We start from the raw sequence: 13474 nt of genomic DNA, 5'->3' as shown, positions 1-13474 counted from the left end.
AAGGTGGCTACAAGCACATTTAAAACATTATTTAAATTATTAGGGGGGGATGAAACTCTAAAATTAAAAGATTTCCCGCTTAATAATTTGCGAATTGATAGTCGCAAAGTGAAAGAAAATGATGTATTTGTTGCTATTAAAGGTTATTCAGTTGATGGGCGAAAATTTATTTCTGAAGCTATTTCAGCGGGCGCTGTTGTTATTTTAATTGAAAGTTATAGAAAATCGAATGATTTAAAAATTGATTATTTGAAAAAAGATGATCAATCGGTTATACCACAGATCAGTGTTTTTCAACTTTCACAGCGCTTATCTGTTATTGCAAATGATTTTTATCATTCTCCATCAAAAAAATTATCGGTTATTGGCGTAACAGGTACGAATGGAAAAACTACGATTACGCAACTTATTGCTCAATGTACAACATTGCTTAATGATAAAACAGCTATATTAGGTACCATTGGAAACGGAATTTATAATCATCTAGAACCATCAATTAATACAACGGCATCCGCTATAGATGTTCAATCATTATTAGCTGATTTTGTGAAAAAACATGTTAAAGTTGTGGCGATGGAGATCTCTTCTCATGGACTTGCGATGAATCGAGTAAAAGGCTTAAATTGTGCCGCAACGGTATTTACTAATATAAGTCGTGATCATCTTGATTACCATAAAACCATGAGTAAATATGCTAAAGCAAAGTGGTCGTTATTTAATCCTGATGAAAAAGAAAAACACGTTTCAAACTCGGGTAAGTCAATTATTAACTATGATGACAAATATGGTAAACGTTGGATTGAGAAGCTTTCACAAGTGACGGCTGTATCTTGTCAACCTAAATCTTTAAGACGATTAAAAGCGTTAAATACTCCTTATGTTGGCGTATCTATGATTGAATATCATGATAAAGGTGCCAAAATTCATATGAAGTCTACTTGGGGTAATGCCATTATCAACAGTCGATTATTAGGTGAATTCAATGTGTCTAACATATTGTTAGCTATAGCAACATTATTAACGCTTGATTATCCATTTTTTGCTGTAATTAATATGGCATCTTTTCTTAAACCAATTTGTGGACGAATGGAAGTCATACATTCAAACAATAATCCAACAGTCATTGTTGATTATGCCCATACACCTGATGCATTACAAAAAGCGTTACAAGCAAGTCGAATTCATTGTAAAGGATCCTTATGGGTAATTTTTGGGTGTGGTGGAGATAGAGATACAGGCAAAAGACCTTTAATGGCAGAAATAGCTGAGCAATTTGCTGACAAAGTAGTATTAACTAATGACAATCCTCGTACAGAAGATGAAATGAATATTATTCATGATATACAGCAAGGTTTCCATGATAATAAAGAGATACAAGTGATCACAGATAGAGCGCAAGCTATTACACAAACACTTGCACAAGCAAAGCCAAATGATGTGATATTAATTGCAGGAAAAGGCCATGAGGATTATCAAATTATTGGCAAAATAAAATATCACTATTCAGATCAGGAAACAGTCAGACAGCTTTTAGGAATTGAGAGTCAATTATGATCCCATTAAGTATTGAAAAAATTAAGCAACTGATAAATGGAAAATCTTATCATATTGATAATGAAAATTGGGTAGTTGAATCTATTAGTACCGATTCGCGTAAAATTTCTAATAAGTCACTATTTATAGCGCTTATTGGCGATAATTTTGATGGACATGAATTTGCCGAGCAAGCGATAAAAAATGGCGCTATAGCAGTGATTGTTAATCATAAAATTGATCATGAAATACCACAAATTATTGTAAGCGATACGCATCAGGCTTTAGGCAAAATAGCTGCATTTATTCGTCAACAAAGTAAAGCAAAAATTGTAGCGCTTACTGGTTCTTCAGGAAAGACATCAGTTAAAGAAATGACCGCTTCGATTTTACAAAATTGCGGACAAACACTTTATACACAAGGTAATTTCAATAATGATATAGGTGTACCATTAACGCTATTTCGTTTAACACAACAAGATGAGTTTGCTGTAATAGAATTAGGCGCTAATCATATCGGTGAAATCGCCTATACAACCAATATTGTTAAACCTCAAACAGCTTTAATTAATAATATTTCTGAGGCGCATCTTGAAGGTTTTGGTTCACTTGAAGGTGTGGCAATAGCTAAAGGAGAGATTTTTCAAGGGTTACCTAAAGATGGTATTGCAATAATTAATTTGGATAGTTGCAGTGATAAATGGATTACTCAATTAACGAATAAAACTGTCTGGACTTTTTCATTGAATAATTCATCGGCAGACTTTTATGCTAGTAATATTCATATTTCAGAACATACTCGATTTATTTTACATTCCCCTCATGGCGAATGCGAAATTATATTACCATTAATTGGACAGCATAATGTTTCTAATGCTATTGCAGCTTCAGCTTTAGCTATTTCGGTAGGCGCTAATTTTGAACAAGTGGTTAAAGGTTTATCTACTTTAAACCCTGTAAAGGGGCGATTATTTCCAATAAAATTAAATGAAACACAATTAATTTTAGATGATACTTATAATGCCAATGTTGGATCGATGTCTGCTGCGATTAAAGTTTTAGCAAGCCAACAAGGGTATCGAGTGCTTGTCGTTGGTGATATGGCTGAACTTGGATACGAAGCAGAAAAATATCATCAAAAAATAGGTGAAATAGCTAAACAAGAGCAAATTGATTGTGTTGTAAGTGTTGGAAAACTCAGTCAGAGTATTAGTGAGTTTAGTGGTGTAGGTCACCATTTTAGTAATAAACAAGATGCGGTTAGCTATTTACTAACTTTACTTCGTCAGTATCCAAAATTAACTATGCTTGTTAAAGGTTCGCGTAGTGCAAAAATGGAAGAACTCATCGAAAAAATACAATTTAAACAATAGTGAGTCAGGATAAAAATTATGTTGGTTTTATTATCAGAATATTTAGTTAAATATTTTACATTTTTTAATGTTATCTCTTATTTAACGGTAAGAGCTATTCTAGGTTTATTAACTTCATTAGCCATTTCGTTAATTATGGGACAAAAAGTCATTGATTGGTTGCAAAAATTACAAATCGGTCAAGTCATTCGTAATGATGGCCCAGAATCTCATTTAAGTAAAAAAGGCACTCCAACTATGGGTGGGATTTTAATTTTGGCATCTATTTCGTTATCCGTATTTCTATGGGCTGATCTTCGTAATCCTTATGTTTGGATAACACTATTTGTATTAATTGGTTATGGAATAGTTGGCTTTGCTGATGATTATTTAAAAGTAATTCGTAAAAATAGCGCAGGACTGATTGCAAGATGGAAGTATTTTTGGCAATCGGTTATTGCTTTAATTGTAGCGTTTGTTCTATATGCTTATGGTAAAGATAGTTCAGTCACAGTGCTCGTAGTACCATTTTTTAAAGATGTCATGCCACAATTAGGTATATGTTTTATTTTACTTACTTATTTTGTCATTGTAGGGGCAGGTAACGCCGTTAATTTAACTGATGGTCTTGACGGACTTGCGATTATGCCAACTGTTTTTGTAGCCGCGGGTTTTGCACTGGTTTCTTGGGCGACAGGTAATGTCAATTTTGCCGCTTATCTGCATATTCCGTATATAAAATTTAGTGGTGAATTAATGATTATTTGTACCGCTATTATTGGAGCAGGGCTAGGTTTCTTATGGTTTAACACCTATCCTGCCATGGTATTTATGGGTGATGTTGGTTCATTAGCTTTAGGTGGAGTATTTGGCATTATCTCTGTGTTATTACGGCAAGAATTTTTATTACTGATAATGGGTGGTATTTTTGTTATTGAAACGTTATCGGTCATATTGCAAGTAGGCTCCTTTAAATTACGGGGAAAAAGAATATTTCGCATGGCACCTATTCATCATCACTATGAATTAAAAGGTTGGCCAGAGCCTCGAGTTATTGTGCGTTTTTGGATAATCTCATTAATGTTAGTTGTAATTGGTTTATTAACTTTGAAATTACGCTAATCAAAATATCAGGATTGAATCATGGTTAACTATCAGGGCAAAAATGTTGTTATTATTGGATTAGGCATTACAGGTTTATCTTGTGTTGATTATTTCCTTGCTCAAAATGTTATTCCCAAAGTCATTGATACGCGTCTACATCCACAAGGATTAGAACAATTAGATAAACGTGTTGATTACCATTTAGGGGAATTAAAAATTGATTGGCTATTAACTGCTGATTTAATTATTGTCAGTCCTGGTATTGCGCTATTCACACCAGAATTAAAACAAGCCGCTGACAAAGGTATTGAGATTATTGGTGATATTGAGTTATTTTGTCGTGAAGTGAATCTACAAAATAATAAAAAGATTGTCGCGATTACTGGTGCGAATGGAAAAACGACGGTGACGACTTTAGTCGGTGAAATTGTTAAGTCTGCAGGTATTAAAGTAGGGGTTGGGGGTAATATTGGTCAGCCAGCATTATCTTTATTGAATCAAGACTGTGAAGTATATGTACTTGAGCTCTCAAGTTTTCAGTTAGAAACAACAAGCAGTCTAAAAGCTACTGTAGCAACAATTTTAAATATATCCGAAGATCACATGGATCGTTATCCACTAGGTCTAAAACAATATACAGCGGCTAAACAACGAATTTATCATAATGCAAAATATTGCATAATTAACCATGATGATCAATTAACCTTTCCAATATCTAAAAATCATTATACTGTTTCATTTGGATTAAAAAAAGGTGATTACCATTTAGATGAACAATGTGAATATTTAATTGCTCAAAATCATGCAGTATTATCAACTAAAGATATGAAACTGACAGGTAGTCATAATTATCTTAATGCTTTGGCTGCATTAGCTATTACTGATAAATTAAATATAGATAGGCAATCCAGCTTAGCTACAATCATGAACTTTCAAGGTTTACCGCATCGCTTTGAGTTAGTTTTAGAGCAAAACGGTGTGAAATGGATTAATGATTCTAAAGCAACAAATGTTGGTAGTACAGAAGCCGCATTGAAAAGTGTTGTCTGTCATGGAAAATTATATTTGTTATTAGGTGGAGATGGTAAATCAGCTGATTTTTCACCTTTAATTCCTTATTTACAAAATAAAAATCTCGAAATTTTCTGTTTTGGTCGAGACCGCGATTTACTAGCTAAATTAGCGCCTAATTTAACTACTGTTACAGAAACAATGGCAGAGGCTATACAAATTATTGCCCAGAAAGTACAATCAAATGATGTAGTTTTGCTTTCCCCGGCTTGTGCGAGTTTAGATCAGTTTAAAAATTATATTGAACGAGGAAATCAATTTGCCAATTTAGCCAAACAGTATGTTCTAAGGAGTGAAAAATGACACTTTTTGGAATAAGAAAACAAGTTAATCCAAATATACCATTTGATAATTCATTACTTTGGACTGTGATTAGTTTAATGGTATTTGGTTTGATAATGGTAACATCTGCATCAATGTCATTTAGTGAAAACGATCCTTTTTTTTACACGCAGCGTGAATTGATTCAAATAACAATTTCATTGTTATTAATGATTATTACTTTATATATTCCTATGCAACGCTGGCAACAATTCGGATCTGCATTATTAATTATTGCCATTATAATGTTAATTGTAGTTTTAGGTATAGGAGCTTCAATTAATGGCGCTTCAAGGTGGATTCCATTAGGTGTATTTAATTTTCAACCAGCAGAGTTAGCTAAATTATCTCTGTTTATCTTTTTAGCAGGATATTTATCAAGAAAGTCAGATGAAGTGCAAAATCGATTTTGGGGATTTTTTAAACCTATGGTCGTAATGACTGTTCTTTCTATTTTGTTGCTTAAACAACCTGATTTAGGGACAGTTATTGTATTATTCATGGTAACAATCGGCATACTATTTATTGCTGGAGCCCAATTATGGCAATTTATTGCTATTTTATTAACTGGTGTCGGTGCGGTAATTTGCTTGATATTGTTTGAGGCTTATCGTTTAACTCGTTTACTAACTTTTCTTGACCCCTGGCAAGATGCTACAGGTTCAGGGTATCAATTAGTTGCATCATTAATGGCAATCGGTAGTGGCGGTATCACCGGTCAAGGAATGGGTAATTCTATTCTTAAATTGGGTTATTTACCAGAATGTCATACTGACTTTATTTTTTCAATTATTTCTGAAGAATTTGGTTATGTTGGTGTAATTACTTTATTAATTTTACTTTTCTTTTTGACATTTAAAGCATTGGCCATTGGATACCGAGCGTTAAATGATGGTTCTTTGTTTTCCGGATATTTAGCTTGTGAAATAGGTATATGGTTTGGTTTTCAAACTTTCGTCAACATTGGCGTTACATCAGGTATGTTACCAACTAAAGGATTAACATTACCATTTATTAGTTATGGTGGTTCAAGTCTTATTGTAATGAGTATTGCTGTAGCAATATTATTGAGAATTGATTTTGAATTTAGACAAAAACAAGCGCAAGCAAGAATAAGGATTATAAAGTAATGAAGAAATTGTTAGTTATGGCAGGCGGTACAGGTGGCCATGTTTTTCCTGGTATTGCCGTTGCGCATTATTTGATGCAACAAGGTTGGCAAGTTAAATGGTTAGGTACTGCAGATAGAATGGAAGCACGCCTTGTACCTGAAAATGGTATTGATATTGATTTTATCGAGATTTCAGGACTACGTGGTAAAGGGGTAATGGCATTATTAAAAGCTCCTTATAAAATTTTAAAAGCAGTGTTACAAGCCAGAAAAATCTTAAAAACTTATCGTCCTGATGTTGTTCTAGGTATGGGCGGATATGTCTCTGGTCCAGGTGGTATAGCCGCTAAAACTCTTGGTATACCTGTGGTATTGCATGAACAAAATGGTATAGCAGGTTTAACAAATAGATACCTTGCAAAAATTGCAACAAGAGTGTTACAAGCATTTCCAACAGCATTTCCTAATGCTCAAGTAGTTGGCAATCCAGTGCGAAGTGATTTGTTAACTATTGCTAAACCTGAGGACAGATTTAAAGATCGAAATGGACCTATTAGAGTATTAGTGATGGGAGGCAGTCAGGGAGCAAAAGTTATTAATGACATAGTACCTCAAGCGATAACAAAACTATCCGATAACTTTGAGGTATGGCATCAAACGGGTAAAGGTATGTTGAATTCTGTCATTCAATCTTATCAAAATTGTGATATGACAAAGATTAAGGTTACTGAATTCATTTCTGATGTAGCCGAAGCTTACAGTTGGGCGGATATCGTAATTTGTCGTAGCGGAGCATTAACTGTGAGTGAAATTGAAGTTGTAGGTATTGGAGCAATATTTATTCCATTTATGCATAAAGATCGTCAACAATATTGGAATGCAAAATCCTTAGCTGATGTCGGTGCGGCGCACATTATAGAACAACCAAATTTTAATGTTGAAGCGTTATCAAATTTATTATTAAATTTCAATCGTGATAAGTTAATAGATATGGCCGTTAAAGCAAAAAGTTTATCTATTGTCGATTCTACAGAAAAAGTGGCTGAAACTATTTGTTCAGTGGTAAAATAATAGTTTTTACATAATGTTATGTAATGGTTTTGGTTAATTTAAAGTGTTGGGATAAATGTTTAATTGAATTTAAAAATTAGTATTATGATTTCAATTTTCAATAAAGATTTGACGATAGACACTAAATAAAATGATTAGGAGTTAAATTGTGAATACTAAGGAATTAGCTGAATTAAGGGCAATTATTCCCCAAATGAAACGTGTCAAGCATATCCATTTTGTTGGAATTGGTGGCGCAGGAATGGGGGGGATTGCTGAGGTTCTAGCTAATGAAGGGTACCAAATTAGTGGTTCAGACATTGCTGAAAATGCGGTTACTCAACACTTAAAAACATTAGGCGCAAAAATTGTTATTGGGCATGCTGCTGAAAATGTTCTTAATTCAAGTGTTGTCGTTATTTCTTCAGCCATTTCACAAGATAATATTGAAGTAATCGCAGCTCGTGAAGCTCGTATACCTGTTATTCAAAGAGCAGAAATGTTAGCTGAATTGATGCGTTTTCGATATGGTATAGCAATCGCTGGTACTCATGGTAAAACCACAACAACAGCAATGGTGACAGCCATTTATGCTGAGGCAAAACTTGATCCCACATTTGTTAATGGTGGTTTAGTTAAAGCCGCTGGAACACATGCAAGATTAGGTAGTAGCCGTTATTTTATTGCAGAAGCAGATGAGAGTGATGCCTCATTTCTTCATTTACAACCGATGGTATCTATAGTAACAAATATAGAGCCTGACCATATGGATACTTATAACGGTAGTGTTGATAATCTTAAACAGACATTTATTTCGTTTTTGCGTAATCTTCCGTTTTATGGTTTAGCTGTTATGTGTTATGACGATCCCATTAATCGTGAATTATTGCCGATTGTTGGACGTAAAATCATTACTTATGGATTCAATGAAGAGGCAGATGTCGTTATTAAAAATTATCGTCAGGAAAGAGGTGTAAGTTATTACACCGTTTGTCGTCCTGACCGTGAAGATTTACAAATTGAGTTAAATGCACCAGGAAAACATAATGCCCTAAATTCAGCGGCCGCTATTATTGCTGCAACTGAAGATGGTATTGATGATGAATCGATTGTAAAAGCATTAGCTAAATTTGCAGGTACTAGCCGACGTTTTGATTTACTAGGTATTTTCCCTAATTCGGATGGAGGCGATATCATGATGGTTGATGATTATGGTCATCATCCAAGTGAAGTTAATGCAACAATTCAAGCAGCAAGAAATGGTTGGCCTGATCGTAGATTAGTAATGTTATTCCAACCACATCGATATACACGTACTCGAGATTTATTTGATGATTTTGCACAAGTATTATCACAAGTTGATGCACTTGTCATGTTAGATGTCTATTCTGCTGGTGAGCAACCAATTGCTGGTGCTGATAGTCGTTCATTATGTCGTACTATTCGCAATCGAGGTAAAGTTGATCCAATTTATGTGTCTGATTTAAATTTATTACCTGAAATTATGCAAGAAATATTAAAAGGTGGTGATCTTTTATTGACACAAGGTGCAGGTAGTGTTGGTCGAGTAGCACGTCAGTTGGCCAATACTCAATTATTTACAAAAGAGGAATTATAAATGGTTGATAAAGTTGCCATATTATATGGTGGTACCTCTGCAGAGCGAGAAGTATCGCTTAAATCAGGTAATGCGGTATTAAATGGTCTATTAGCAAATGGTATTGATGCACATCTTGTTGATACTAAAGATCACTCTATTACTAATTTAAAACAAGAAGGATACACAAAGGCTTTTGTTATTTTGCATGGGCGTGGTGGTGAAGATGGTATTGTTCAGGCAATACTGACTTATCAAAATATTCCTTATACTGGTAGTGACGTATTGGCTTCAGCATTAACGATGGATAAATTAAAAACCAAATTAGTTTGGAAATCATTAGGATTACCTGTCGCTGATTATGTAATGGTGGAAAAAACACAATCATTTGATATTGACGCTATTGTTAAACAATTGGGCTTACCATTGTTTGTCAAACCAAGTCATGAAGGTTCTAGTGTAGGTATGACTAGGGTTAATCAGGCATCGGAATTAAAAGCTGCCCTTGAGGTTGCTTTTAAATATGATAGTGTTGTGATGGTTGAATCATTTTTAGCAGGGCCGGAATTTACAGTAGCAATAGTCGGAGATGAAGTTTTACCTTCAATTTACATTAAGCCATCTACCCAATTTTATGATTATGATGCAAAGTATTTATCAGACACAACTCAATACTTTTGTCCAAGTGGATTATCCGATGAAAAAGAACAAGAGATTCGTAAATTAGCTTTAGATGCTTATAAAGCTGTCGGTTGCAGAGGTTGGGGGCGAGTCGATATTATGTTTGATGATAATCAAAAACCATATTTACTTGAAGTTAATACTGCTCCGGGCATGACGGATCATAGCTTAGTGCCAATGGCAGCTAAACAACATGGTTGGTCATTTAATCAACTAGTTAGCCAAATATTACAACTAGCAGCAGTTTAACTGGCTAATTTTATGAAACAAGTTAGACAAGCAGCACATAGAAGAGATGAAACTAGAAGAAAGCTGCTTATTTTTCGTAGTAAGGAACAATTGATAGGATTTTTGTTCTTTATTACGATTATTCTAATAAGTGCTTGGATTGTACAAAGTGTTAAAAACTGGATGGATGATCCCGAACAAATGGTACTGTCACAGTTAACATTAAGTGGTGAACACATTTTTACAACAGAAGATGATCTTCGGGAAGCCATTTTAGGATTAGGATTGCCTAATACTTATGTTGGGCAAGATGTTGTTGATATTCAGCAAGAAATAATGAGATTTCCATGGGTTAAGCAAGCAAGTGTGCGAAAACAGTGGCCAGATAGGTTAATTGTTTATGTAGAAGACTATAAGCCAGCATATTATTGGAATGACTTGTTTTTTCTTGATGAAGAAGGGAATGTTTTTAGTGTGCCATCGGATCGGATTACTGATTTAAAGTTATCAAGGCTTTATGGTCCTGAAGGTAAAGCTAAATCAGTACTTGAAAATTATTCTAAATTAGAAAATCTTTCTAAAAAATTAGCTAATAATCAGTTTGCATTACAGATTAACGCTACAATATCAGATGAGCGTAATTCTGTACAACTGATGGTAACACGATGTATAGCTGGTGTATGCGATGAAAATCAGGAAATAAAATTAGTGTTGGGAAATAAACACATTGAAGAACGTTATGAACAATTTATTAAATTGTTTCCTGAAATTCAGTTAAGAACACCGGTTGATGAAAGAATAACGGTCGCTGATTTACGTTATGAAAATGGTATTTCAGTACAAACAGAGAAAATAGCGCAGTAAGGAATCAATAAAGGCTGAAATATGAAAGCAACAGAAAAAAAATTGGTTGTTGGATTAGAAGTTGGTACCTCTAAAGTACTTGCTCTCGTTGGTGAAGTTCTTCCCGATGGTATTATTAATATTATCGGTGTAGGTCATTGCCCATCAAAAGGTGTTGATAAAGGTGGTGTTAACGATCTAGAGTCGGTAGTAAAATCAATCCAACGAGCAGTTGATCAAGCAGAGCTAATGGCTGACTGCCAGATATCTTCCGTTTATTTAAGCCTTTCAGGAAAACATATTCGTTGTCAAAATGAGATTGGTATGGTGCCAATAGCAGAAGAAGAAGTGACAGCAGAAGATGTTGAAAATGTTGTGCATACAGCGAAATCAGTTCGAATTTTAGATGAACACCGTATATTACATGTGATTGCCCAAGAGTATTCTATTGATTTACAGGAAGGGATTAAAAATCCAATTGGTTTATCCGGTGTACGAATGAAAGCAAAAGTACACTTAGTTACTTGCCATAACGATATGGCAAGAAATATTGTAAAAGCCGTTGAACGCTGTGGATTAAAAGTTGACCAACTTATTTTTTCTGGTTTAGCTTCTAGCTATGCTGTATTGACTGATGATGAAAAAGAACTTGGTGTCTGCGTCATTGATATGGGCGGAGGTACAATGGATGTGACTGTTTATACAGGTGGCGCATTACGACATTCCGTTGTTATACCTTATGCAGGAAATGTAGTTACTAGTGATATTGCTTATGCATTTGGTGCGCCGCCTATGGATGCTGAAAATATTAAAATCCGTTATGGGTGTGCCGTAGGTTCATTAATTGGTAAAGATGAAGTGATTGATGTGCCAAGTGTAGGTGGAAGACCATCACGTTCTTTGCAAAGACAAACTCTCGCTGATGTAATTGAGCCTCGATACTCAGAACTACTTTCATTAGTACAAAAAGAGTTGCTTACTTTACAAGATGAACTGAAGAAACAAAATGTCAAATATCAATTAGCCGCAGGGATTGTATTAACAGGTGGTGCAGCACAAATTAAGGGAATGGTTGAATGTGCTGAAAGAGTTTTTCAAAATCAAGTGCGTATAGGTCAACCTTTAAATATTTCGGGGTTAACTGATTATGTACAAAAACCTTATTGTTCAACGGCAGTAGGGTTATTGCATTATGGAAAACAAAGTTTATTAAATGATGATTCGAAAGATAGTGATAAATCATCATTAAAAGGGATAGCTAAACGTTTGACCGGTTGGTTTAAAAAAGAATTTTAGCTAATATATTACAAGAACTTCGTGGACATTGCAGGCGGTTATCTGTACAATGTTCATAGAGCGTAAATTTGGAGATAAGTTATGTTTGAGCCTATGGTTGCAGATGATGAACCAGCAGCAGTCATTAAAGTTATTGGTGTAGGTGGTGGCGGCGGTAACGCTGTCGAACATATGATTGCTGAACATATCGAAGGTGTAGAGTTTTTTGCGGCAAATACAGATGCACAAGCATTGCGAAGAATTAAGGTAGGTCAAACTATCCAAATCGGTACCAATGTTACTAAGGGACTTGGTGCTGGAGCTAATCCAGAAGTGGGTAGAAACTCTGCTGAGGAAGATCGTGAAGTAATTCGTAGTGCTATTGAAGGTGCTGACATGGTGTTTATCGCAGCTGGAATGGGTGGAGGCACTGGAACAGGTGCAGCGCCAGTAGTTGCCGAAATAGCTAAAGAGTTAGGTATTTTGACTGTAGCTGTTGTGACTAAACCTTTCGGTTTTGAAGGGAAAAAGCGCATGGCTTTTGCTGAGCAAGGTATAGCTGAATTAGCAAAACATGTTGATTCGCTTATTACTATACCAAATGATAAATTATTAAAAGTGTTAGGTCGTGGTGTTAAACTACTTGATGCTTTTGCCGCGGCTAATGGTGTGTTAAAAGGTGCGGTACAAGGTATTGCTGAACTGATTACTAAACCAGGTCATATCAACGTTGACTTTGCTGACGTTAGGACTGTGATGTCTGAAATGGGATATGCCATGATGGGTTCAGGCTGTGCTAGTGGTGATAATCGCGCTGAGGAAGCAGCTGAAATGGCAATTTCTAGTCCACTACTAGAAGATATTGATTTATCTGGTGCACGTGGTGTCCTTGTCAATGTAACAGCAGGTTTAGATCTTGGATTAGAAGAATTTGAAACAGTGGGTAGTACAGTTAGAGCTTTTGCTTCTGACAATGCGACTGTTGTAGTTGGTACAACTTTTGATCCAGACATGTCCGATGAAATTCGTGTTACAGTTGTAGCAACAGGTATTGGTATGGACAAACGTCCAGAAGTAAAAATAGCTAAACCAATGACCCAAAATCCGTTATTTGGTCAAACTAGTAACTTAGGACAACAAGAAGAGAGATTAGCTAAAGTTGTGAATGAACAAGGTATTTCTCCTCTTGAAGAAAATAAAATTTTAGATATTCCTGCTTTTATCCGTAAGCAGGCAAATTAGTATTGAACTTAGTTGAGTTTTTATTGTCTAATACGACAGTAAAAACAAATAGAATAGTAGGTGCAA

Annotated in this window: 11 protein-coding genes; all 11 read left to right on the top strand. The window is 35.0% G+C overall.

Going from position 1 to position 13474, the window contains the following annotated elements; genetic code table 11:
• The first annotated feature begins 3 nt into the window (after positions 1-3).
• The 11 genes from murE to ftsZ all read left to right on the top strand — a co-directional run bounded on the left by murE (position 4) and on the right by ftsZ (position 13408).
• On the top strand, positions 4-1554 hold the full coding sequence (murE, locus tag A9G17_RS04600; protein WP_065737706.1) for a UDP-N-acetylmuramoyl-L-alanyl-D-glutamate--2,6-diaminopimelate ligase: 1551 nt from the start codon (positions 4-6) through the stop codon (positions 1552-1554).
• Entirely contained in the window at positions 1551-2906 is a 1356-nt protein-coding gene (gene murF, locus A9G17_RS04595; protein ID WP_065737705.1) for a UDP-N-acetylmuramoyl-tripeptide--D-alanyl-D-alanine ligase, read from the top strand. Before murE ends, murF begins: the two co-directional genes overlap by 4 nt.
• Before the next feature lie 18 nt (positions 2907-2924).
• Positions 2925-4007, top strand: a complete 1083-nt coding sequence (gene mraY, locus A9G17_RS04590) for a phospho-N-acetylmuramoyl-pentapeptide-transferase (protein ID WP_065737704.1) — start codon at positions 2925-2927, stop codon at positions 4005-4007.
• A 21-nt stretch (positions 4008-4028) separates the two neighbouring features.
• A complete protein-coding gene (gene murD, locus A9G17_RS04585) occupies positions 4029-5363 on the top strand; it encodes a UDP-N-acetylmuramoyl-L-alanine--D-glutamate ligase (RefSeq protein ID WP_065737703.1) in 1335 nt (444 codons plus the stop codon).
• Entirely contained in the window at positions 5360-6511 is a 1152-nt protein-coding gene (gene ftsW, locus A9G17_RS04580) for a cell division protein FtsW (protein ID WP_065737702.1), read from the top strand. The genes murD and ftsW overlap by 4 nt, the downstream gene beginning before the upstream one ends.
• Positions 6511-7563 (top strand): undecaprenyldiphospho-muramoylpentapeptide beta-N-acetylglucosaminyltransferase, encoded by a 1053-nt coding sequence (murG, locus tag A9G17_RS04575; protein ID WP_065737701.1) that lies wholly within the window; start codon positions 6511-6513, stop codon positions 7561-7563. Before ftsW ends, murG begins: the two co-directional genes overlap by 1 nt.
• A 148-nt stretch (positions 7564-7711) precedes the next feature.
• Positions 7712-9160, top strand: coding sequence for a UDP-N-acetylmuramate--L-alanine ligase (gene murC / locus A9G17_RS04570; RefSeq protein WP_065737700.1), 1449 nt, complete (start codon positions 7712-7714; stop codon positions 9158-9160).
• Positions 9161-10069 carry a D-alanine--D-alanine ligase gene (locus A9G17_RS04565; RefSeq protein WP_065737699.1) on the top strand — a complete coding sequence of 303 codons (909 nt, stop codon included), beginning with the start codon at positions 9161-9163 and terminating at the stop codon, positions 10067-10069.
• Between the two features lie 12 nt (positions 10070-10081).
• Positions 10082-10912: a cell division protein FtsQ/DivIB gene (locus tag A9G17_RS04560; protein ID WP_065737698.1), complete on the top strand. Its 831-nt coding sequence runs from the start codon at positions 10082-10084 to the stop codon at positions 10910-10912.
• A 21-nt stretch (positions 10913-10933) separates the two neighbouring features.
• Positions 10934-12187, top strand: a complete 1254-nt coding sequence (gene ftsA, locus A9G17_RS04555; protein ID WP_065737697.1) for a cell division protein FtsA — start codon at positions 10934-10936, stop codon at positions 12185-12187.
• An 81-nt stretch (positions 12188-12268) separates the two neighbouring features.
• A complete protein-coding gene (gene ftsZ / locus A9G17_RS04550; RefSeq protein ID WP_065737696.1) occupies positions 12269-13408 on the top strand; it encodes a cell division protein FtsZ in 1140 nt (379 codons plus the stop codon).
• Positions 13409-13474: the final 66 nt, after the last annotated feature.

Source organism: Gilliamella sp. wkB7 (assembly GCF_001693435.1).
GTDB lineage: Bacteria > Pseudomonadota > Gammaproteobacteria > Enterobacterales > Orbaceae > Gilliamella > Gilliamella apicola_N.
Note: the sequence above shows the minus strand (reverse complement) of the source record. Positions and strands in the feature narration are given on the sequence as shown.

Excerpts from the sequence above, each read along its gene's own strand:
- murF (WP_065737705.1), top strand. The coding sequence starts at position 1,551 with ATGATCCCATTAAGTATTGAAAAAATTAAGCAACTGATAAATGGAAAA.
- mraY (WP_065737704.1), top strand. The coding sequence starts at position 2,925 with ATGTTGGTTTTATTATCAGAATATTTAGTTAAATATTTTACATTTTTT.
- murD (WP_065737703.1), top strand. The coding sequence starts at position 4,029 with ATGGTTAACTATCAGGGCAAAAATGTTGTTATTATTGGATTAGGCATT.
- ftsW (WP_065737702.1), top strand. The coding sequence starts at position 5,360 with ATGACACTTTTTGGAATAAGAAAACAAGTTAATCCAAATATACCATTT.
- murG (WP_065737701.1), top strand. The coding sequence starts at position 6,511 with ATGAAGAAATTGTTAGTTATGGCAGGCGGTACAGGTGGCCATGTTTTT.
- A9G17_RS04565 (WP_065737699.1), top strand. The coding sequence starts at position 9,161 with ATGGTTGATAAAGTTGCCATATTATATGGTGGTACCTCTGCAGAGCGA.
- A9G17_RS04560 (WP_065737698.1), top strand. The coding sequence starts at position 10,082 with ATGAAACAAGTTAGACAAGCAGCACATAGAAGAGATGAAACTAGAAGA.
- ftsA (WP_065737697.1), top strand. The coding sequence starts at position 10,934 with ATGAAAGCAACAGAAAAAAAATTGGTTGTTGGATTAGAAGTTGGTACC.
- ftsZ (WP_065737696.1), top strand. The coding sequence starts at position 12,269 with ATGTTTGAGCCTATGGTTGCAGATGATGAACCAGCAGCAGTCATTAAA.